The 23386-nt window shown below is 37.4% G+C and carries 20 protein-coding genes and 1 pseudogene; 20 read left to right on the top strand and 1 reads right to left on the bottom strand.

Going from position 1 to position 23386, the window contains the following annotated elements; translation table 11 throughout:
- Nucleotides 1-34 precede the first annotated feature (34 nt).
- Nucleotides 35-223 (bottom strand): DUF2862 domain-containing protein, encoded by a 189-nt coding sequence (locus RMY63_RS21515; protein ID WP_322730657.1) that lies wholly within the window; start codon nucleotides 221-223, stop codon nucleotides 35-37.
- Nucleotides 224-895: 672 nt separating this feature from the next.
- Here RMY63_RS21515 and RMY63_RS21510 point away from each other — a divergent pair.
- The 20 genes and pseudogenes from RMY63_RS21510 to rfbC all read left to right on the top strand — a co-directional run.
- Nucleotides 896-1255 (top strand): annotated as a pseudogene (locus RMY63_RS21510) (reverse transcriptase N-terminal domain-containing protein); the annotation flags it as partial.
- A gap of 262 nt (nucleotides 1256-1517) precedes the next feature.
- On the top strand, nucleotides 1518-2252 hold the full coding sequence (locus RMY63_RS21505) for a Uma2 family endonuclease (RefSeq protein ID WP_322730656.1): 735 nt from the start codon (nucleotides 1518-1520) through the stop codon (nucleotides 2250-2252).
- Between the two features lie 32 nt (nucleotides 2253-2284).
- A complete protein-coding gene (locus RMY63_RS21500) occupies nucleotides 2285-3259 on the top strand; it encodes a GDP-mannose 4,6-dehydratase (RefSeq protein ID WP_322730709.1) in 975 nt (324 codons plus the stop codon).
- A gap of 145 nt (nucleotides 3260-3404) precedes the next feature.
- Nucleotides 3405-4211, top strand: a complete 807-nt coding sequence (locus RMY63_RS21495; protein WP_322730655.1) for an ABC transporter permease — start codon at nucleotides 3405-3407, stop codon at nucleotides 4209-4211.
- Between the two features lie 2 nt (nucleotides 4212-4213).
- Nucleotides 4214-4957 (top strand): ABC transporter ATP-binding protein, encoded by a 744-nt coding sequence (locus RMY63_RS21490; protein WP_322730708.1) that lies wholly within the window; start codon nucleotides 4214-4216, stop codon nucleotides 4955-4957.
- A 67-nt stretch (nucleotides 4958-5024) separates the two neighbouring features.
- Nucleotides 5025-5957: an NAD-dependent epimerase/dehydratase gene (locus RMY63_RS21485; protein WP_322730654.1), complete on the top strand. Its 933-nt coding sequence runs from the start codon at nucleotides 5025-5027 to the stop codon at nucleotides 5955-5957.
- Between the two features lie 12 nt (nucleotides 5958-5969).
- On the top strand, nucleotides 5970-6710 hold the full coding sequence (locus tag RMY63_RS21480; RefSeq protein ID WP_322730653.1) for a sugar phosphate nucleotidyltransferase: 741 nt from the start codon (nucleotides 5970-5972) through the stop codon (nucleotides 6708-6710).
- Nucleotides 6711-6714: 4 nt separating this feature from the next.
- A complete protein-coding gene (locus RMY63_RS21475) occupies nucleotides 6715-8019 on the top strand; it encodes a hypothetical protein (protein WP_322730652.1) in 1305 nt (434 codons plus the stop codon).
- A 78-nt stretch (nucleotides 8020-8097) separates the two neighbouring features.
- Complete coding sequence (locus RMY63_RS21470) at nucleotides 8098-9078, top strand: hypothetical protein (RefSeq protein WP_322730651.1); 981 nt, start codon at nucleotides 8098-8100, stop codon at nucleotides 9076-9078.
- 12 nt (nucleotides 9079-9090) lie between these two features.
- Nucleotides 9091-10332, top strand: a complete 1242-nt coding sequence (locus RMY63_RS21465) for an FkbM family methyltransferase (protein ID WP_322730650.1) — start codon at nucleotides 9091-9093, stop codon at nucleotides 10330-10332.
- An 83-nt stretch (nucleotides 10333-10415) separates the two neighbouring features.
- Nucleotides 10416-14666 carry a glycosyltransferase gene (locus RMY63_RS21460; RefSeq protein WP_322730649.1) on the top strand — a complete coding sequence of 1417 codons (4251 nt, stop codon included), beginning with the start codon at nucleotides 10416-10418 and terminating at the stop codon, nucleotides 14664-14666.
- Nucleotides 14667-14686: 20 nt separating this feature from the next.
- Complete coding sequence (locus RMY63_RS21455) at nucleotides 14687-15889, top strand: class I SAM-dependent methyltransferase (RefSeq protein WP_322730648.1); 1203 nt, start codon at nucleotides 14687-14689, stop codon at nucleotides 15887-15889.
- Nucleotides 15890-15891: 2 nt separating this feature from the next.
- On the top strand, nucleotides 15892-16821 hold the full coding sequence (locus RMY63_RS21450; protein ID WP_322730647.1) for an NAD-dependent epimerase/dehydratase family protein: 930 nt from the start codon (nucleotides 15892-15894) through the stop codon (nucleotides 16819-16821).
- Nucleotides 16822-16830: 9 nt separating this feature from the next.
- Nucleotides 16831-17403, top strand: a complete 573-nt coding sequence (gene gmhA / locus RMY63_RS21445) for a D-sedoheptulose 7-phosphate isomerase (RefSeq protein WP_322730646.1) — start codon at nucleotides 16831-16833, stop codon at nucleotides 17401-17403.
- 86 nt (nucleotides 17404-17489) lie between these two features.
- Nucleotides 17490-18038 carry an HAD family hydrolase gene (locus RMY63_RS21440; RefSeq protein ID WP_322730645.1) on the top strand — a complete coding sequence of 183 codons (549 nt, stop codon included), beginning with the start codon at nucleotides 17490-17492 and terminating at the stop codon, nucleotides 18036-18038.
- A 17-nt stretch (nucleotides 18039-18055) separates the two neighbouring features.
- Nucleotides 18056-19237 carry a hypothetical protein gene (locus tag RMY63_RS21435; RefSeq protein WP_322730644.1) on the top strand — a complete coding sequence of 394 codons (1182 nt, stop codon included), beginning with the start codon at nucleotides 18056-18058 and terminating at the stop codon, nucleotides 19235-19237.
- A 38-nt stretch (nucleotides 19238-19275) separates the two neighbouring features.
- Nucleotides 19276-20433 (top strand): glycosyltransferase family 1 protein, encoded by a 1158-nt coding sequence (locus RMY63_RS21430; protein WP_322730643.1) that lies wholly within the window; start codon nucleotides 19276-19278, stop codon nucleotides 20431-20433.
- A complete protein-coding gene (locus tag RMY63_RS21425; protein ID WP_322730642.1) occupies nucleotides 20433-21503 on the top strand; it encodes a glycosyltransferase family 1 protein in 1071 nt (356 codons plus the stop codon). The genes RMY63_RS21430 and RMY63_RS21425 overlap by 1 nt, the downstream gene beginning before the upstream one ends.
- Before the next feature lie 90 nt (nucleotides 21504-21593).
- Nucleotides 21594-22670, top strand: a complete 1077-nt coding sequence (locus tag RMY63_RS21420) for a glucose-1-phosphate thymidylyltransferase (RefSeq protein WP_322730641.1) — start codon at nucleotides 21594-21596, stop codon at nucleotides 22668-22670.
- Between the two features lie 114 nt (nucleotides 22671-22784).
- Nucleotides 22785-23330: a dTDP-4-dehydrorhamnose 3,5-epimerase gene (rfbC, locus tag RMY63_RS21415; protein WP_322730640.1), complete on the top strand. Its 546-nt coding sequence runs from the start codon at nucleotides 22785-22787 to the stop codon at nucleotides 23328-23330.
- Nucleotides 23331-23386: the final 56 nt, after the last annotated feature.

Genomic DNA, 23386 nt, shown 5'->3' with positions numbered 1-23386 from the left:
TACCAAGAAAAACTCGGATCAGAGTTCTTTTCTACTACACAGGTTTGATTTCATCTTCAAAAAACCAAGTGGAAGTATTGTCGTCAAACATTACCACTACACCGATCCCAGCATCAATGACTTTGTACCCTTGAATGATACCCACTTGTCCTAGTTTTTTCACAATTGGGGGAGAAACGCGATCGCGCAAACGAAAAACTTTAACCTTTTGTCCGATTTCCATGCCTGATTACAATTCAGATAAACCAAGTCTCAGTGTAGCGGAATCCGTGACTCTGCTCTCACAAATTCAGAGAGAAGTGAGGGGATGAGGGGGATGGGGAAGAAGAGGGGGGTGCGATTCGTTGATTAGTGAATCACGGCAATCAATCCGTAAATAACTAATCCAGCCCGACAGCAGATTACTGTCACTAAAGGCTGAACTCTCGGTCAGATGCAAGTGCAAGCCTTGCCATTCAGACTCAGAATTGACTCCTTATCTGCCCACACCGAACAAGCTCGGTTCTTGTAGAGTGAAGCTGGGAACAGGGCGCAATCAGACAGCCGTTGCGGGTTGACACTGGCGCTAACAGGGAGTTCCTACGGCGAAACCGGGTCTAGAAAAGCAACTTATTCTTGAGCAGGGCGTAACACAAAATCCCTGACTTCACTGGAGAAATAATTCCCGCCGCATATCGCCTTTAATAACGGTAAGAGTCAAGGGAATCCAGTAGTTGAATTGACCACGCCTAACGGAACTATCAATCTCTCCGAGGGAACGAATAAAAACGAGTTGTGGGTCTAGGGGCAGTCGAACCCCAAGTAGCCCAGACGAGCGGAGGAATCCCCACAATTCGGGTAGGACGAACCGTAATTGGTTCGAGGTGTTCAGAATACACAAACTCCAGAAGAGAAAATGATTAGACACAGTGTAAAAACTAGTGAATCTTGGAAAGCTTTACCGTGGAATAAATTCCGCCGAAATCTTTTCCGCCTTCAAAAGCGCGTGTATAAAGCGGTTCAAGTTGGAGACAAGCGGAAAGCTAGGTTACTCCAAAAGCTTATTCTCAAATCTACCTCGGCTCGATTTCTTGCAATAAGACAAGTATCTCAGCTAAACGCTGGTAAAAAGACGGCTGGTATTGATGGTAAGAAATCCCTCTCATTTGAAGAACGCTTCAAACTTGAAGAACTACTGAAAATGAACAGTGGAAATTGGAAGCATCAAGGATTACGGGAAATCCCCATCCCTAAGAAAGACGGGACTACCAGAATGGAAACCAAACAAACACGCTACTCTAGTAAAACGTTATTAGATAAAGCATTCCCATCAGTTCCTTACTCCGAAGGAAGTCACGTCATGGTTAAAGGAATAAAATCCCCCGATGACGGAGATACAGCCTACTGGAGCGAACGTAATAGTAAGCTCTATGACGGCACGACCTCTAAAGCTCTCAAAAAGCAAAGCCATAAATGAACATTTGCGATCGCTAGGAGTTAATCCAGATAGCTTGAGTTAAGCAACCAAGGTAGCAGTCATGTATCAAACAGATCCCCCCCGTCCACCACAAGAAACCATGCCTACGATGTATGATTTACCTAGTGAATTAATAGGGGAATCAGGTTTGCCAGATGAATTTCACTGCATTCAGGCGGATTTGCTTCGTGAGACTTGTCAACCTCTAACCTATCCATCTGAGGAAATTTTGCTTGCTAGCGATTTGAATCTTTACTACGACCCCCGCCATCCTCTGTGGTACAAGCGTCCTGATTGGTATGTGGTTTTAGGAGTACCTAGTGCTAGCCAACAGCAAGACCTACGCTTAAGTTACGTCATTTGGCAAGAGGGAGTTGTGCCGTTTTTAGTCGTGGAATTACTCTCACCTGGTACAGAACAAGAAGACTTAGGAAAAACACTGCATGAGGTGAACCAGCCCCCAACGAAATGGGAAGTATATGAACGCATTTTGCGGGTTCCCTACTACGTTACCTACGATCGCTATGAAAATCATTTGCGTATCTTTAAACTCATAGGCACTCGCTACGAGGCAATATCCTTACCAGAGAATCGCTTTTGGTTGGAAGAGTTAGAACTAGGATTGGGTCTTTGGCAAGGTTCTTATCAGCAGACAGCAGGTTTGTGGTTGCGCTGGTATAATTCAGCAGGTTGGGTGCCAACGCGAAAAGAGCAAGTTGAACAAGAACGCCAACGGGCTGATAAATTAGCAGAGTATTTGCGATCGCAGGGAGTTGATCCAGATAACTTGATTTAGTTTATAACTTTTATATTAATTAAGTAGAAAATATTGTTGTGAAAAAAGCTCTTATTACAGGACTAACTGGACAAGACGGTTCTTATCTTGCCGAACTGCTCATAGCCAAAGGATACCAAGTCTTTGGCTTAGTCCGTCGCTCTAGTTCTAGCAACCTAGATCGCATCAGCCACCTTTCAGGCAACGTCCAAATCCTTTCTGGCGATCTCCTAGATCAATCTTCGTTGATGGATGCGATCGCTCAATCACAACCTGACGAAATCTATAACCTTGCCTCTCAAAGCTACGTTCCCCTATCTTGGACACAACCAGCCCTAACAGCTGAATACACAGCCCTCGGTGTCTCTCGTCTTCTAGAATCAATTCGTCGCTGCAAACTGGATGCCAAATTCTATCAAGCCTCCAGCAGTGAAGTCTTTGGTCAACCCGACGAATCACCCCAAACTGAACTCACTGCCTTCCGTCCCCGTAACCCCTACGGCGCTGCCAAAGCTTATGCCCACTGGATGACTGTCAATTATCGGCAAAAATATAACCTCTACACTTGCTGCGGCATCACCTACACTCACGAATCCCCTAGACGTGGGACAGAATTTGTATTTCGCAAAATCACATCTACAGTTGCTCAAATCAAATTTGGTCTGGCTAATGAACTCAAATTAGGGAATTTAGATGCCCAACGTGACTGGTGCTACGCCAAAGATGCCGTTTATGCCATGTGGTTGATGTTGCAGCAAGAACAACCAGACGACTACATCATTGCCAGTGGTGAAACTCATTCTGTTAAAGAAGTTGTGGAATGTGCTTTCAATTACGTTGATTTAAACTGGCAAGATTATGTCTCAATTGACCCTGCCTTTTATCGCCCTGACGAATCCGTACAGTTGATTGGCTGCATCGATAAAATCAAGACCAGCATAAGCTGGCAGCCTCAGTACACCTTTAATCAATTAGTCGAGTTAATGGTTGATTACGATCTGAAAAAATTGAGTACTCAAATTCGCTAACTTTCTCATGAAAGTGATAGCTCATCATTGTTTTTATTTAACAGTGCTTTTTAAAATCAAGTATGGTTGGTTAATACGGCAAAGTGTACTGAAATAGTATAAAATTCGCGAATAAAGTGCCTGTGAGGTGTGGTAGTTTTTAAAGATGATAATTTTGCTTAAAGATAATTCAACTTGGTTGCAAGCGCGGCGCTATTGGGAATTGCTGCACGTTTTGGTAGCGCGAAATCTTAAAGTACGTTATCGAGGTTCATTCCTGGGGGTTTATTGGTCGCTATTGAACCCATTGATTATGACAGGTTTATACTCTGCAATTTTTGGCGCAACTTTTGCACCATATTATGACAACTCAATACTAAACTATGTCTTAGCAGCATTTACGGGGCTGGTGGTAATCAACTTTTTCTCAGCGTCCACATCTCAGGCGTTGAACAGTGTAGTCAGCAATGGCTCACTTTTAAATAAAATTCATCTGCCAGTCAGCGTTTTTCCGGTATCAATGATTGCCGCAAACGTATTTCAGCTTTTGTTGGGGACATTTCCCTTGCTGGCATTGATAACTCTGATAAATTCCAAAAGTTTAGTCAATGTGTTGGCATTAGTATTTCCATTTCTAGCCCTAGTTTTAGTTTCTACAGGAGTTGGTTTTTTAGTAAGTGGTTTATATGTATTTTTTAGAGACTTGCCTTACTTTTATGAGTTAATTGTATTTGTAATTTGGCTGAGTAGTCCTATATTTTATCCAGCAGCTATAGTTCCACAGCAGGTAAGGCAGTTTTTAGGTTTAAATCCATTAGCACCAATTATTGAAAGTCTGCGTCAAATTACATTATCAGGTTCTCTAGCAGATTTGGGCTTAATTTGGGGAGCTTTGCTCAGTGGGGTAATTATTTTAGCTCTGGGATGGACTTGTTTTCACTTGTGGCGACATCAATTTATGGATTTGCTGTAAATATGGAAGTAATTCGCCTAGATAATGTTTCCCTGTTGCGACGCACACAAGAAGAGTTTTCTTACGATCTGAAGAAAACAATGCTATCTATTTTAGAGGGTAAATATCGTCAGCCAATAAAAAAATTGGTACTAGATAAAATTAATTTCGTAGTTCAAGAAGGCGAAAAAATCGGTATTATTGGTGCGAATGGCTCCGGTAAATCCACTCTTCTAAAGGTCATTTCTGGAATTTTGCAACCTACCAGTGGAACAGTACGGGTACGAGGTAGAATTGCGCCTTTAATTGAATTAGGAGCGGGTTTTGACTCAGAAATTTCCGTAATGGATAATATTCTGCTGTATGGTGTACTGCTGGGGTATTCTAGATTAGAAATGCGAAATAGAGTACCTTCAATTTTGGAGTTTGCAGAATTGCAAGATTATGCTTTAGTTCCAGTGAAGGGTTTGTCTTCGGGTATGGCAGCACGGCTAGGATTTGCTATTGCTACCGATGTGCAGCCAGATATTTTGATATTAGATGAAGTTTTCTCTGTAGGAGATGAGAGGTTTAAAAATAAGAGTAGGCAAAGAATTGATAGTTTCTGGGATGGCAAGGCAACAATTTTGGTAGTTTCCCATGATTTGAAATTTATCAAACAATCCTGCAAACAAGCAATTTGGTTAAACAAAGGACAGGTGAAGTTTGCTGGTAAATCTGAAGAAACAGTGGATTTTTACCTGAAAGAAGTGCAGTTAAGTTCTTAGATAAGATTCTTACTAAAAACAAAATCTTGAACCTTAAAAATTAAGTCAGACAATTTGTGGAGTCTCAATGAAAATACTTTTGACTGGAGGAGCTGGTTATATCGGTTCGGTACTAACACCGACTCTATTAGCTAATGGTTATGAGGTGACTATATTAGATAACTTCATGTTTCACCAGAATAGTTTAGCTGATTGCTGTCAATATGATGGCTTTCAAGTTGTGAGAGGTGATTGCAGAGATGAAGAGACTGTTAAATATCTCCTCAAAGATGCTGATGTCATTATTCCCCTAGCCGCATTAGTAGGTGCACCTCTGTGCAAGAATGATAAAATTGCCACTCAAACTATTAACTTTGATGCCGTCAACATGCTCTGCCGTCTAGCTAGCAAAGAGCAGAAAATTCTCATGCCAGTAACAAATAGTGGTTATGGCATTGGTGAGTCTGGAAAGTTTTGCACTGAAGATACACCTCTGCGCCCAATTTCCCTCTATGGCGTCACAAAAGTAGAGGCTGAAAAGGCAGTATTAGCCAGAGAAAATAGCATTACCTTCAGGCTGGCAACGGTTTTTGGTATGTCTCCTCGGATGAGAGTTGATTTACTCGTCAATGACTTTGTTTACCGGGCTGTACACGACCGAGCCGTGGTAGTTTTTGAGGGTAATTTTAAAAGAAATTATATTCATATCCGTGACGTAGCCAAGGTTTTTCTGCATGGTATTAACAATTTTGAACAAATGAAGGGCAAGCCCTACAATGTGGGACTAGATGATGCTAATCTATCAAAATTAGAATTATGCGCTGAAATTAAACAGCACTTGCCTAATTTTGTCTATCTTGAAGCCCCCATTGGAGAAGATCCAGACAAACGTGACTATATAGTTTCTAATGCTCGAATTTTGAACACAGGTTTTGAGCCTGATTGGTCTCTCAGTCGCGGAATTAAAGAACTGATTAAGGGGTATACAATCTTGCGTAACAGCCTGTACTCTAACATCTAATTGAGGAAGCCAATGCCATCTACCCTGAATGATGTCGTAGCTGTAATTTTAGCTGGTGGCTATGGCACAAGAATTAAACACTTCCTGGATGGTGTGCCTAAACCTATGGCATCAGTTGCAGGTAAACCCTTTGTGGAATGGGTTGTACGTTATTTAAGAACACAAGGAATCACAAAAGCTATTCTTTCCACAGGTTATCTATCAGAGGTAGTGGAACAACATTTTCAAAATCATCCTGTTGATGGAATAGAGACTATTTGCTGCCAAGAAAAAAGTCCTTTGGGAACAGCTGGGGGTTTCTTAAATGCTGTGCATCAAACTAGAGAATCGCCATTCGCCTGGTTAGTAGTAAATGGTGATTCTTTAGTTTTTACCAACCTAGTCTCACTGACAACTCATTTATTAGACTCTACAGTTAGTGGCGTAATTGTTGGTTTATCAGTTAATGATACCTCACGATATGGTTCTCTAGTTTGTAATCAACTTCATAACCTAGAGAAATTTGCAGAAAAAAGCCCAGGAACTGGTATCATTAGCGCTGGAGTATACTTATTACGAAATTCTCTACTAAAAGAATTTTCTGCGAACTTGCCTTTGAGTTTTGAAAATGAAGTCTTCCCATCTTTACTTGCCAGGGATGTTTGCTTGCGAGTACATACTGTACAAGCACCTTTTCTGGATATTGGTACTCCTGATTCCTTTGTTCAGGCTGAAGGATTTATCTGGCAAAATTATGCTAAATTGATAGGCTAAATTTATGGCATATTCGGGTTTGAAACTATTACTTCCTCATTTTTTACGCACTTTCATACGGGATTTAGATAGTGCTTATCAGGAAAGACTGAAGGAAATTGATCTTAAAAATCAGCAGATTAAAGAATTACAAGATATATTACAAGAATCACAGAACCATTTAGTGAAGAAAATTGATCTTAAAAATCAGCAGATTAAAGAATTACAAGATACATTACAAGAATCACAGAACCATCTAGTGAAGGAAATTGATCTTAAAAATCAGCAGATTAAAGAATTACAAGATACATTACAAGAATCACAGAACCATCTAGTGAAGAAAATTGATCTTAAAAATCAGGAGTTTCTTGAATTAGAAAGCACTTATCAAAAAATCTTAAAAGGGCTGGAATCACAAAATCGCCGCCGCCGCATTCAAGAATCCAATATGTCTGATGAAGATTACGAAAAGCTGAGTAAAGCAGGACTTTTCATTATTGGTAGTGCCAGATCTGGAACATCTATATTATGTGATTGTTTAAATCTTTCCCCAGATGTATTTTTACTAGGGGAAGCCAATTTATACATACATCATAATCTGGATAATTTTGTCGAGTTTTTTAATAACCAGCATATACAATTTAACAACCGTAGGAGCAAAGGAACATTCGCTCCTCCTTCTAGGCTGTCAGAGAGCGGGGGGATTAATTTTTTATCAAGGATGAAAAAAAACTACAATTTTGTAGGTGAAAAAATAGCGTTTGGGCCTAATGGCAAAATTGATAATCAATCATTTCAAGAAGTGTTTTTTAATTTTAATGCAATATATTTCTATTTTTCAAATTACATACTTATTATACGTAGACCTGCTGAGGTAGTATTGTCGATGCTAAAAATTTTTCCCGAAACAAGCTTAGATTTAATTTTTGATTGTTGGTTGAGAACACTTCAGATTCAAATTGATGTTTTTCAGTCATTCCCTTACTCCTATGTAATATTTTTTGAAAATCTTAGCAATGAAACAGTTATGAATCTATGTTCGCTAATAGGCATTAATATTCATATACCTAAAGGTATCTTCAGAGAAGAAAACAAGTATTCTCTTTTAGCTGAAGATGAGATACCTGATGAATTGGAATTGTCAAAATACCAAAAAATTTGTCTATTTTGTGAAGAAGTTTATAAAAAAGTTAAAAATGAATTCGATCTAGAAACTTTTAAATTCAAAGAGACAACAGCTAATTATGGAGCTGCTCGTTACGGTTTTAGTTACAATATTCAGAAACAAATAGATGATATTATTCATGAACTAGCTAGTTTTCAAGCCTGAAAGTTAATTGTTGAATTGGGTGATACTTAAAACATTATTGTTTTAATTGCAGCAACTTTCTATAAAATAATAAATATTATGCTAATATCTCGCGCTCCTGTTCGTATTAGTTTTTTTGGCGGTGGAACTGACTATCCTGAATATTTTCTTGAACATGGAGGCGCTGTATTAGCTACAGCAATCGATAAATTCTCTTATGTTACAGTTAGTCCTTTTCTCAGCCATTTGTTTGACTATTCAATTCGAGTTTCTTACCGCCAGGTCGAATTAGTGAAAACAGTAGAAGAAATAGAACATAAAGTTTATCGAGAATGCCTGAAATTTTGTGAACTAGATAAAGATATTGAACTTCATAATGTAGCTGACTTGCCTGCATTTACAGGCTTAGGCTCTTCTTCAGCATTTACAGTATCTCTCTTGCACGCACTCCATAGTTTTAAGGGTGAGTTCCTCAAGCCACTTGAATTGGCCTACGAAGCTATTTATGTAGAACGACAGTTAGTCAAAGATAAAGTAGGATGTCAAGATCAAGTTTTAGCTGCGGTTGGTGGTTTTAATTTGGTTGAGTTTAGGACTGAAGATGATATTATAATCAATCGCTTACCTATTTCTCAACAACGTTTACAAGAGTTTGAGCAGCACCTTTTTATTGTGTTTACAGGTATTAGACGTAAGGCATCTGATGTTGTAGCAAAGCAGTTGCAAAAAGTTGCAGATAACACAGCCATATTGAAGGAGATGCGATATATGGTTGATGATGGTTGGGATATTTTAACTGGAAATAGACCCTTATTTGAATTTGGAGCTTTACTCCATCGTGCATGGTTAGCTAAACGGAGTCTTGACGGCGGTATTTCTAATTCTGAAATTGACAAAATTTATCAGATGGGTATGGAAGCAGGTGCTTGGGGTGGTAAGTTGTTGGGTGCAGGAGCAGGTGGATTTATGCTGTTTTTTGTTCCACCAGAACTTCGTATAAACCTTGAAAAAATATTCTTTAATCATCAAGTATTAAATGTAAAAATCAACGCATCTCCTTCACAAATAATATTTTCATAAAGGCATAAACTAATGATTTTACACTGGTTAAAAAATCTATTGCAAAATTATATTAAAACAGCCATTAAGAAAGAGGTTACTCGGATATTATCTGATGAAGTTACAATTGATGTAATTAAAAATGAAATAAATAAAACTCATTTAGAGAACCAAGAAAATATTAAAAGCTATATAAAAAAATTAGAAGACAAAGTTGATTTACAGTCACTATCAGCACCGTCAATTAATAATTGGTATGAGCCGATAATTTATGAACCATCTGTTAACCTAGCCCTGGAAGATATTTGCCAACCTAATGCTATTGTTTTTGATGTTGGCTCTCATGATGGTGCATTGACATTACTCATGTCTCGCTTAGTAGGCCCAAAAGGTATAGTTTGTGCATTTGAAGCCAATCCAGATATTCTTAATTTATGTACCCATAATTTAATACGCAATGGCTGCAATAACTTTTTTATTACTCATGCTGCTGTATGGGATAAATCTGATAAAGTTTTGAATCTGTATATTCCATCAGAGAATCTACAAGCAGCAAGCCTTTTATATCAATATCCAAATCCAAATAATCCTCCAACACCAGTAAAAACAGTCGCTCTTGACGATTTTATTCGTTACACAAAATTAGAGCCAGAAGTCATAAAGATGGACATTGAAGGAGCAGAATTTAATGCTCTTAAAGGAACTTGTGAATATATTAGTAAGAGCCATCCTCATTTGATACTAGAACAATCGACTACAGATAGACGTTGCATTGATTTTCTGAAAGATCAAGGATATGTTGCTATATATCTAAGTAACTACTGCTTTATTAATTCAATTAATGATTATCCTCCTGGCAGCATAATCCGAAATGTACTGTTTATACACAGAGATAAGATTCATCTTACTCCATATAGTTTGGATATGAATCTAAAATTTTTAGAGTATTGGAGTAAAGACGAGTTTGTCGCGGAAAATGATATTTTAATATTGAAAGAATGTATTAATCTGAGCAAAGGAAGGTATATGCTTTACACTGACTTTGAATCATATGGTAATCAAGATTGTATATCTTTATGTGTGTATGTCAACAATCAGGCAAGAGTTAATTATATAGGTTCTGCTCAATGGATTGAAAATTCCTATAGAGACTGCATTTTGCATATAGATGATACTTCTGATATAAAAGTCGAAATAAAACTTTGGAATCCTGAAGATTTAGACAAACAATTAAAAGTGAAGTTAAATGGAGTCAGTATTTATAAAATATGGTAGTAAACAACCACTTAGTTATTTACTACCATATTTTATAAGTTGTCTATCCAACTGTATTTGAATTTTAAAAATTGGTAAAAATCATGCCGAAGTTTATAATTATCGATCAATCTCTACAAAATTTACATGGTCATCATTATGAATATGATGTTTCTGTAGCTGAGGCGGCAGCACGTCTTGGATATGAGCCTATTATTGTTTCTAACAAAGAATTTCCCAAGCATCTGTATCCAGGCAATATTAGAGTAATGCCAGAATTTAGTAGAGATTGGTTTGGAATAAAACCTCCAAGTAAGAATAGGTTAATTAAGTTATTAAAGTCAATCAAAAATAGTCAGATTTTTAATATACAACCTAAAAAGACAATCCGTTTTGTATTGAAAGTTGCCTATGAATATTTATTTTTTACAGTTCCGTATTTCCGTTCACTATTACCTAAATTAAAAAATAGTATTTTTCAGGTTCAAAATGCTCTAGAATCAGATTTTTATAAATTATTTTTTCCCCTATATATAGCCTATCAAATATTCTTAAATAGTGAGAAGTTTTTGAGAAAAATCTTACCTCTGGAAACTTTTCTTTGGTTAATAAAATTATTCGTTAAGATATTAAAGAAAACACCTAAACTTATTAAAACAACAATAAAAAAGTTGCTAAACAAAATTTTGGGCGGACAAAAACTAGTTTTTGCTAATGAGCTAAAACTTCTTTTTAAAAAGCTCAATCTGACTTCAGAAGACCACATTTTTATCCATACTATAGGGGTTGATCAGCTAGAAGAATTACTTGGTTTTATAACTGCAAATGATCGTAATAGTAGTCCACACTACCACATTTTGTTGCGAAGGGACTGCAATGAACCAATAGTAACTTCTGCTAAAGGAATTGGCTTAAAGGCTTGCATTAATAGATTCTATGGTGCTGGGTTGTGGAATAAAACCGTGACATTTTATACGGATACCGATGAACTAACAAAACAACATAATGAGTTGAGTCCAATTTGTTTTGTAACAGCGCCTATACCTTTTCGACATGAAAATATCAAGGATTATACAACTGCTGATAGTTTAGAAGATCCAATCCATATCATATACCTTGGGGATGCAAGACCTGAAAAAGGTTATCAGTATTTACCTCAATTGATTGATATTTTGTGGTTCAGTTATATACAGCCAGGAAAAGTAAAGCTTACAATTCAGTCAAATTTTAACATACCAGGCGGTGAACCAGGAATACAAGAAGCACGTTTAAGACTAGATCAATACCCTTCTCACAAGGTTCGATTATTAAAAGAGCTACTTTCTACTGAAGATTATTACGAGTTACTTGCAAGTGCGGATATTGTTGTGATTCCATATCAGCCAGATTGCTATGCGGTAAGAAGTTCCGGAATACTAGTAGAGTCGCTTGCTGCTGGTAAGCCAGTTGTTGTACCAGCAAAAAGCTGGATGGCAAGCCAAATTAATGAATCACGAGCGAGTGTTTATGACTCGCCAAATCAGATAGCTGATGCAGTTGTCAAAATAGTAAAAAACTTCCAGCAGTTTTCCCAAGCCGCATTTGAATATCGGTCATTGTGGCGTGCAAAACATTCTCCTGATGCCTTAGTGAAGTGTTTAATAACACAAGATACCTTTGTAAAATATTCTCTAGATAAATCAGTGCCATCAATTATTTACATAATAGATGGTGATTCGATTGTTCAAAATACAGGTTCGGGACAAGTTGCTAGAAATCAGCTGGATTACCTGTCTCGCTGTGGCTATCGTGTCTATGGTGTATTCTTTTTCTACGATCTAAAACTAAACGATGAAGAATTTGCAGATAAAGTATCTCTGGCAAAGAAAACTCTAGAAGACTTTAATCTCGTTGAAAGTTGGTTTTTGAGATATAAGTTTCCATTAGTTGCACAATCTGGAAAAAATATAAATTACATTATATCCAAAGCAGAAAACAAAACAAGCCTAGAATTAGATATAATATCTCGTTCTTATGTTGAAATTCCCCAATCTTTAGCAGGGTTTGTAAAAACCCAAAAAATTGATGCAGTTTTACTAAATTATATTTCTAACTGGCCAATATTGCAAAAATTGGGATTAGATCAACATCCAGTAATCTGCGAAATGGTTGATATTCAATCCCATCAATATGCATTCTATAACAATCGAGAAGTAGATTCAAGAGAGTTTGATTTAGAATGTAAGCTTCTGGAAAAATGTGCTGTTGTCATAGCTAATAACCTTAAAGAGTTAGAAAAGATTCAGGAAGTTGTCCCAAAACTATCTTTATATCAAGTTCCATATATAGGACGATTATTGCCTCCAAAAATTAGTGACTTGGCTGGTTGTGTAGATTTAGCAGAAGTCTTTATTGCTGGAGGGACTAAAAATTATCAAGCTTTTGCAGAAAATTACCAATTAAAACAAAAAAAATCGATAGATATTCTCTACGTCAGTTCATACCATTTTCCTAATATTTACTCTCTGAAATGGTTTTTTTACAAAGTTTATTTGCCTTACTTAGCCGATAAAGGTGTTACCTTTGCGATCGCAGGTAATATCATGAATGGTGGCGATCTAGGTGAAATAAATCACCCTAATATTTTCGTTACTGGTTCACTAGAAACATTAAGACCACTATATGCAGCGACACGCCTAGTGATTCTGCCTATAAAAATGGGTGCAGGATTCAATATTAAGACAATTGAAGCCTTATCAATGGGAAAACCAGTTGTCAGTACTAGTATGGCATTGCGAGGACTGGAATTTGACCCGGAACTTTTCCCATGCTTTGATGATCCAGAAGATTATGCTGCCAGGATTATTCAATTACTAGAGAATCCAAAAAGCCGCATTGAGCAAGCGAAGAAAGGGTATCAAATGATTCAAGGAATCTATAACCAGGTACAATATGACAAATCTATGAACTTAGCGTTTGAGGATGCTTTAGGAGAATATTCTCTTACACCACCTCCTGTAGAAACTTCTTATTGGGAACCCTGTCTTGTAGAGTGGAATCAAGAGATTCAGATATTTAACCAAATTATCCGTCAATTCCTGAGTCAGGAAACAGTTTGTCTAGAAGACTGGAAAGTATTTAAGGCTGATAGTGATTGGCAGAATAATACTATTTTTCAAGAACTGTATGATGCTTGCGTGAAAAATTATGCAAATTATAGCAAAGTGAGTAGTTTAGAGTTACCTACATTTAACGAATTTATTGAAACACTTGAAGAGAAAACGGAAAACTTAAGCATTGCTAATTATTCTCTTACTACATCAAATAAGGGTTTGGTAAACATGAAAAGTTCAGAATTTAAATACAAGCATTCTTACTTAGATTATTACGATCTATTGACAAATTATGACTTGTTTGCTAATATTGTCGCCCGGATATTAAAACAGTGTCTCTCACAAAACGAGTTGCGGCTAGGTTTTGTAGGTAATGACCCAGCATTCTTGCATATTGTTTATAGTTTAAACGAATATGGTTATGTGATCTCTGGGTTATTTGCTGGTGAAAATAAAACTGAGCTACATCCACAACAGTCGATAGAAACAATAAAACCTAGTGAATTTGATATCATTTTTTTAGCTCAATCGCTAAAATTAGATGACAGAAATTATCTCAATAAAATTTGCCAAAATACACAAGTAAGAGTTATAGAACTGCCGCAAATTGTTGCTGGACATTTACAGGTTTTGATGTCAGTTGATCGAGCAAAATTTATATCCTGTTTAAATCCTAGAAAGCTATCTGTAATCTCACTATGTAATGCACTTGCTCCAAAGAAAGGTTGTTTTGTTGAATGTGGAGTTTACTTAGGTGGAACAACAATATACATTTCTAAGCATAATGACTATTTAGGAATCAACCGTAAACTTTTTGCCTTAGATACTTATGAGGGAATGCCAGAACCAGTGTTCAAGGATGGAGATACTCCTTTTAAAGCAGGATTATTCAATGATAATCAACTAGATCGAGTGGCAAGTTATTATAAGGCTCATAACGTTTCACATAATATTAAAATGGTGAAAGGGTTAGTTCAAAATACGTTACCTAATTTAGAATTAAATGAGCCTATTGCTCTAGCTTTCTTAGATATGGATCAATATGCTGGTACAAAAGCAGCACTTGATGAAATAATTCCCTGTTTGCATCCAGATGGAATAATTGTTCTTGATGATACAGAGTTGGATGGGGTTGATATAGCAGTCAAAGAAGCTTTAGCTGTTAATCAAAATATAGGCAGAATAAAGGTTGTACAAGGATTTGATATTTTGTACAATAAAAACTCACAAAAAAACTTTTCAAACACACTATATCAGCTATAAGCAAAGGTTGCGTTTAGTTAATGCACTGTCGCATTTGTGATTCTACTAACTTAGAACTTGCCATTGACCTTGGTTCTCAACCTTGGTGCAACCATTTCTTAAAACTAGAAGAAATTGGCAAAGAACCTTTTTATCCTCTCCATGTTCTTTACTGCCATAACTGCGGTACAGTGCAGCTAGATTACACTGTAAAAAAAGAGATTATGTTTGGAGATCACACTTATCTATCAGGTGTGACTCGCTCTTTGAGTGAACATTTCAAAAATGTGGCTGAGGAGGTAGACAACCGCTTTTTTAAAGACACTCAAGAAAAATCTGTTCTTGATATTGGGTCTAACGATGGAACTCAACTTAAGCATTTCCAAGCACTTGGCTATGATGTTCTTGGAGTTGAATCATCAAAAACTACTGCAAAGATAGCTAATGAAGCAGGGATAGTAACTCTCAATGATTTTTTCAACCTCGATATAGTTAAAAAGCTCGATCGCAAATTCCATATCATCAACGCGGCTGGTGTATTCTTCCACTTAGAAGAGCTACATTCTGTTACCGAAGGTATTCGTGAAGCTTTGCGCGATGATGGAGTTTTTGTTGTGCAGTTTCTCTACATGAAACGCATTGTAGAGAATTTAGCGTTTGACCAGATTTACCACGAGCACTTACTCTACTACAATCTCAACACTATTGAGGTACTCTTAAACAGACATGGTTTATCTATGTTTGATGCCTACCTCTCACCAATTCACGGCGGTTCTATTATTGCTTATGTTACACACAAAGAGAAGAAAGAACCAAGCGATCGCCTGCAAGCGATGCGTCAAGCAGAAGTAGATGAAAAAAGTAACGACTTATCAACATACCTAGAATTTGCTCGACGAATTCAACAGATGAAGAGTGAAAACCTTGTCTATTTGCAACAAGCGAAACAACAAGGTAAGCAAGTTTTTGGTTTTGGTGCGCCCGTCAAAGGCAATACAATGTTGAACTACTTTGGTGTGGGAACGGAGTATATTAATTGCCTAGTAGAAAAGAATGAACTGCGGCGTGGACTTTACTCGCCAGGAATGCATATTCCTATAGTTATCGAAGGTGAGCTACAGGAGTTGCCAGATATTTACTACGTGCTAGCCTGGAACTTTAAAAAAGAAATTTTGTCCAATAACCAACACTTAATTAAAAAAGGAGTAGAATTTTACTTTCCTGTCAATCCCAAGGACGCTTAACAATGAAAATCCTTGTCACTGGTGCTACAGGCTTTCTTGGCACAATCCTTTGTTCGCAGTTGCAAGCTCAAGGCCATGAACTAGTCCGCTTGAACTCCAAAAACTGCGATCTCACTCAGCAAGATTCCCTGTTGCCATTTAAGCAGGAAGCCTACGATCGCATATATCATCTAGCTGCTTGGACTCAAGCTGGTGACTTCTGCTTGTATCATCCTGGTGAGCAGTGGATTATCAATCAGCAGATTAATACAAACGTACTAACTTGGTGGCAAAAGTATCAACCTCAAGCAAGGTTGATTAGTATGGGTACTAGTTGCGCTTACGCCCCCGATTTAGAACTAGTAGAAGAAAACTATCTGACGGGAATACCTATAGATAGCCTGTTTACTTACGCGATGACTAAGCGGATGCTGTATGCAGGACATCTGGCATTAAATAAACAATTTGGCTTAAAATACCTTTGCTTAGTTCCCTCAACATTATACGGCCCAGGCTATCACACAGATGGGCGGCAGATGCATTTTATCTTTGACCTGATCCGCAAGATTATTCGCGCTAAACTTTATGGTGAAACCGTAATCCTTTGGGGAGATGGGTATCAATCTAGAGAACTCGTTTTTGTTGATGATTTTGTCAACATTATGATTCAACTATCAGCCAGCGTGGATAACCAATTAATAAACATCGGTGCGGGTGAAGAATTCACTATTAGACACTTTGCCAAGCTGATTTGTGAGAAAGTAGATTATGACTTTAACGCAATTAAATTTGACACTGGGCGCTATGTTGGTGCTAAATCTAAGTGTTTAGCTGTCGGTAAACTTCAACAATATATTCCTGATTTAACTTTGACGTCTCTAGAAGTTGGACTGACAAAAACAATTGAATGGTTTGGAACGCAAAAAGAAAAACTGTTACCAGACAATAAGTGAGGAAAAACTTTGGATTACTGGGTTCAAGATAAACTTAAAGGTTTAAAAACCGCTTTTACACCAGAGTATTGCAAAGCAATAGATATAATAGTTAGTTTAATTGTAGAACGGTTTCAACAAGGGCAAACCTTGTTAATCTGTGGGAATGGAGGTTCGGCATCTGACGCACAACATATAGCTGCTGAGTTTATCGGACGCTTCCTGATCAATCGTAAAGGTTTACGAGCGATCGCTCTTGTGAGCAATCCGGCTATCATCACAGCTTGGACAAACGATCATGAATTTGAAACCGTCTTCTCCCGACAAGTAGAATCTTTAGGTAAACCGGGAGATATGCTTTGGGGAATTTCCACCTCTGGCAAATCCAAAAATGTGATTCGCGCTTTAGAGACAGCTAAAAACTTGGGAATTAGCACTATAGGAATGGCAGGTAATAGTGGGGGAATGACAAAACCTATTGTGGACTATCCTTTATTTGTTGACGAACAACACACACCACTAATACAAGAAATCCATGTAATTACATACCATCGGATCTGCGAACAAGTGGAATTGCAGTTGTTTGCAAAAACAGGTTGCTAAAATTTGTTTGATTTGACCAAGCCGATTTTAAAATAATTTTTTGTCTAAGTGGTAAATTGCAGTTAATGACAGGCAATAATTATTATTTGACTCATAAACCGAACAAAGCTCTATTTCTAGATAGAGATGGTGTTTTAATAGAATATGTTCCATATCTAAGCCATCCCAATCAGATAAAAATTCCTATAGGTGCTGGCGAGACTTTCAAAAAGTGGCAGGATGCAGGATATTTACTGATTGTAATCACAAATCAGTCTGGTGTTGGTAGAGGCTACTTTTCTATAAGCGATGTTGAAACAGTCCATACTCAGATGCGTCAAGAATATGAACGCTTTAGTGTGAAATTTCAAGACATTTTTATGTGTCCTCACCAACCGTCTGACAACTGCAAATGTCGTAAGCCATCACCGCAGATGATATTTGAAGCTTCAGAAAAGCACTTAGTAGAAATCTCTCATTCATTTTTTATTGGGGATGCCTTTAGTGATATGGAGTGTGCTGTTAATGCTGGTTGTAATCCCATACTTTTACTAACAAGCAGAACAGAGACTCAAACTAAAACTCTATCTCATCACCAAGCTGCAATTCATATAGTTAATGAAGTAAAAGAAACAGTCCGGCTAATTCCAGTTTAATGAATTTTTGAGCAAGCATGAATCAAAATGACACTAGTCAATCAATACCAATTTTGATTTCCATCATTCCCAATCTGATGGAAGGAGAAGGTCATATAATTCCATATCATGCTTCTGTAACTAAAGCTGCCAACCTACTTGCCTGGAAGCATGTAGTGGCTGTAGCATCAGAATCAAAAATCGCTGATTTGCCTACTAACTGGCAGGCTTGTCTAAGTAGTGAAAATTTAGAATTAACAATGAATCCCATAATCAGGATATTTAAGTATAACGATATTTATAAGTTGGGATTTTCTATTGCAAAATACTTAAAAAAAGAGATATTACCTAACTCAAAACATAACATAATTTTTATAGAAAGATTTATTCATGTGCAACTTCTAGGATTGCTAATTGCTTTATGTATAATACCTAAAGAAAATTTATCTGTTTGGCTACTTTACCGTAGAGACACTCATAAAGATAAAACTCGGAGTATTTACAAGCTATTAAACAAATTAATCAAAGGAATTTTAGAATCTGGGAAATTTCACGTCCTTACAGATAGTGAAAGTTTAAGCAAGTCACTATCCAATTACTTTAACGAACCAGTGACTGTAATGCCCATACCTCACACAGATTTTATCGATGTTGAAACTATTCCTGAGTTAACTAATGAAGTAATCTGTTGGTGGCCGGGAGCGCCACGAACAGAGAAGGGATGGAATATCATAAAATCTTTGATGGTTTGTGTGTCTGAAGAAGCAAAAAAAATATGTGTAGTAGCTGCTGAAAGCTCTGAACTTTCACCTCTTTTTAATGGTGTTAAAGTTGAACTAATTCCCCATAGGTTATCAAAATCAGATTATTTGAAATGGCTAAAAACTAGCAATATTATATTACTACCATACGATGCCGATGCATATAGTGAACGTACATCGGGTATCTTTACTGAATGTATTATGGCAGGTAAGATTCCTGTTGTTACAAAAGGGACTTGGATGGCTAGAGAGCTTGCTAAATATGGTATGGAAGAATTAATTATAGAATGGAGTCAGCCCGATCTAATTGTGAGTAAAATTATCAATTTATCAAAATCTTTAACAGTAAAAAATAAAATCAAGGAAATCCAGAAAGCCTATCAAAATTTCCATACTGTGGAAAGTTATGCCCATCAAATGCAAATATTATTTGAACAGGGAGCAGGGAATAGGGAATAGGGGATAGCGAACAGGTAACATAAAAAAAAATTAAACTAATGTTAACTATAGCAATTGATGCTACATCTTTAACCAGCCGACCAAGTGGCATTGGATTATACGTTTATAATTTAATTCATGCGCTACATGCACTGCAAAATTCAGAAAATTTTCAGCTGCGAGTTGTATATCAACCTAGACTGAAAAATTGGTTAACGGGGAGATTAATTGCACCAAACTTGATAAATTTAGATACTCAAGTTTATGCATTACCGATTCCAGTCAGTATTACTAATATTTTAGCTAAATTTCCTAACCCAATTATTCCTTATTATGAAAGTTATTTAGGATTTCCAGATATATTACACGGCACAGATTATGTAGTTTATCCTTGTGCTAAAAGCTTGAATGTAATGACAATTTATGATATGACTTTTATGAAATATCCTAGTTTTGTTGACTGGATAGTGAGATCCTACAGCGATCGTGTTAAACAATGCCTGAAATGGACAGATTTGGTGATCACTATTTCAGAAAGCTCTAAAAAAGATATAGTTCAGTATTTAAAAGTAGACCCGGAAAAAGTCTATGTAACTCCTCTAGCTAGTCGTTACCATGCTGATTATTTATTTGCTGAAAATATTCTGAATATAGAAAAGCAAGTTAAGTATGACTTTTCCAAACCATATCTACTTTTTGTTAGCACTATAGAACCGAGAAAAAACATCAATGCTGTCATTTTAGCTTTTAATTTTCTCAAGACAAAATATAAAATTGAGCATCAATTAGTATTGATTGGCAAGAAGGGATGGAAGTACGAACCAATATTCACAGCTATTGAGAATTCCCATTGGAAAAACCAAATTCATCATCTTGACTATTTATCTGATGAATTAGTAGCATTATTTTATTCAAGAGCCGATGTTTTCGTTTATCCTTCTCACTATGAAGGGTTTGGTTTGCCTGTATTGGAAGCAATGACGCTGGGTGCACCTGTAGTCACCTCTAATACTTCATCAATACCAGAGGTTACAGGAAATGCAGCTATACTAATTGATTCTAACGACCCCATACAACTAGCTGAGGCTATCTTGAAAGTAATTAGTGATTCTCAATTACGACAAGATTTAATTGAAAAAGGTAAAGCTAGGGCAAAATTATTTTCCTGGGAAAGAACAGCAAAGGAAACGTTAAAGGCTTATAGAAGTATTATTTAATGAAGAGATTAATTATAAATTTATCCATTCTTTTTTCTCGACCAACAGGCATAAGTAAGTATGCAAAAAGTATTTTTCCTTATTTAAAAACTCTTAACCCTACTCTATTAACTGCCGAAAGCTACCCCGAATTTAACTGTTACCAAGTTCCAGATAATCTGACTCCTGCTCAAGGTACAAAAGGTCATATTCGCCGCTTGTTTTGGACGCAATTTCAATTACCGCAAATCTATAAAAATCTTAAATCTAACCTTTTATTTTCCCCACTTCCAGAAGCACCTCTGTACAGCAACTGTCGTTTTGTGGTGATGGTTCACGATTTTATCCCGTTGCGTTTTCCCAAACGATTCTCACCTTTGACACCATATCATCGCTACTACATTCCCCAAGTCATCACCCAAGCTGAACACGTTATCTCCAACTCCTTGTCCACTGCTAAGGACATTACAGATTTTTTCCACATTCCGGCTAGCAAAATTACTCCCATCCCACTGGCTTACGATCGCACTCACTTCCTTCCTCTCAATCTACCTACCTGCAACTACTTTCTCTACATTGGACGCCAAGATCCTTACAAAAACATCCAGCGACTCATCAGTGCTTTTGCGGCGTTACCTAACTGCAAAGACTATGAACTATGGTTAGTAGGGCCAATTGATTTGCGTTACACCCCGACTTTAAAAGTGCAAGTTGCAGAATTGGGTGTAACTAATCAGGTAAAGTTTCTTGACTATGTACCTTACAGCGAATTGCCAAAAATCATCAATCAAGCGATCGCTCTTGTTTTCCCTAGTCTATGGGAAGGTTTTGGTTTACCTGTCCTGGAAGCAATGGCTTGTGGTACTCCTGTCATTACCTCTAATCTCTCCTCCTTACCTGAAGTGGCTGGCGATGCGGCGATTTTAATCGATCCCTGCAACACCGGAGAAATTACAGAGGCAATGCAGGCTGTTGCAACTAATTCAGAATTGCGATCGCACCTTTCTAGCCAAGGTATCACTCACTCTCAAAAATTCAGTTGGGAAAAAACAGGAAAAGCAACCGCCGAAGTGTTATCCCGTTACATATAAACTAACACCAGAATTTAAATGCAATGATTTGGGATTTTGCAAGATTTCAGATTATCTTGACTAATGACTTGTAATTAATCCTAAATCCTGATGAAAGCACTAATTCTTTCTGGCGGTAAAGGTACACGCCTACGTCCCCTTACCTATAGCGGGGCAAAACAACTTGTACCAGTTGCTAACAAACCTGTTTTGTGGTATGGCATTGAAGAAATGGTCGCGGCTGGTATTACTGATATTGGCATCATCATCAGTCCAGAAACCGGGGCAGAAGTCCAAGCGAAAACCGGAAATGGAGAAAACTTTGGAGCAAACATCACTTACATCATCCAAAACCAGCCACTTGGACTCGCTCACGCCGTCCAAATCGCCCGTCCTTTTTTAAGAGATTCTCCCTTTGTCATGTACTTGGGCGATAACCTGATTCAACTAGGTGAGTTACGTTACTTTCTGCAACAATTTAGCCAACAACAGCCAGATGCTTTGATTCTCTTACGTTCAGTTGCTAACCCTAGTGCCTTTGGTGTGGCTCAGGTGGATGAAACAGGACGGGTATTACAGTTAATTGAAAAACCCAAAGTTCCTCCTTCAAATCTGGCATTAGTAGGGGTTTATTTCTTTTCTCACCTCATTTATGATGCGATCGCAAATATCCAACCTTCCACCAGAGGCGAGTTGGAAATCACTGATGCCATTCAATACCTCATTAATCAACAAAAGCAGGTCGTAGCCCACAATCTTCAAGGCTGGTGGTTAGATACTGGTAAAAAAGATGATTTATTAGAAGCTAATAGATTGATTCTCGATACCTATCTGACAGCATCAGTTGTGGGCGAAATTGATACCCAAAGTCAGATTATTGGACGAGTCCAAATCGGGGTAAAATCTAAAGTAATTAACTGCACAATTCGGGGGCCAGTAGTCATTGGTAGGAATTGTCATTTAGAAAACTGCTTTATTGGCCCTTATAGTAGCATCGCTAACAATGTCACACTCATTGATACTGATTTAGAACACAGCGTTATTTTAGAAGGTGCTAAAATTGCCGGAATTCATCAGCGCATTATTGATAGTGTAATTGGACAAAGGGCACAATTGAGTCTTGCACCTCGTCGCCCTAAAGCCTTGCGATTTATGATTGGCGATGACTGTCAAATTGAACTAACGTGATTTACTTATTCACAACAAAAAAACCACAGGCAAAATCTTAATTCTAATACCTGTAAAATACAAGTATTAAATTACTCTCATAATTAAGACTGTGGCACATTACTTATAATATTAATGAGCATTGTACATACCAAAATTCCCGAAGTTATCCAACTCGAACCCCAAGTATTTGGAGACGATCGCGGTTTCTTTTTTGAAGCTTACAACCAGCAAAGATTTGCTCAAGAGATAGGGATTGTTACGAACTTCGTCCAAGATAACCACTCTTGCTCTAAACAAAACGTCCTACGTGGATTGCACTATCAAATTCAACAACCCCAAGGTAAACTCATTCGTGCTATTGTTGGCACTATTTTCGACGTAGCTGTAGACATTAGAAAAAGTTCGCCTACCTTCGGTAAATGGGTAGGTTATGAACTCAGTGCTAAAAACAAACGCCTACTGTGGATACCACCAGGGTTTGCTCACGGTTTTCTTGCAGTTTCAGAAATAGCCGAAGTTCTCTACAAAACTACAGATTACTACGCACCCCGAAGCGATCGCACAATTCTATGGAACGATCCAGATTTAGCGATAGATTGGCCCCTGAGTGGGCCACCGATTTTATCAGCTAAAGACCAAGCTGGTAAATCTTTGAGAACTGCTGAAGTATTTGATTAAGTAGTCATTGGTCATTGGTCATTGGTCATTGGTCATTGGTCATTGGTCATTGGTCA

The sequence above is a fragment of the Nostoc sp. ChiQUE01b genome, assembly GCF_034531255.1.
Classification (GTDB): Bacteria; Cyanobacteriota; Cyanobacteriia; order Cyanobacteriales; family Nostocaceae; genus Nostoc.
Note: the sequence above shows the minus strand (reverse complement) of the source record. Positions and strands in the feature narration are given on the sequence as shown.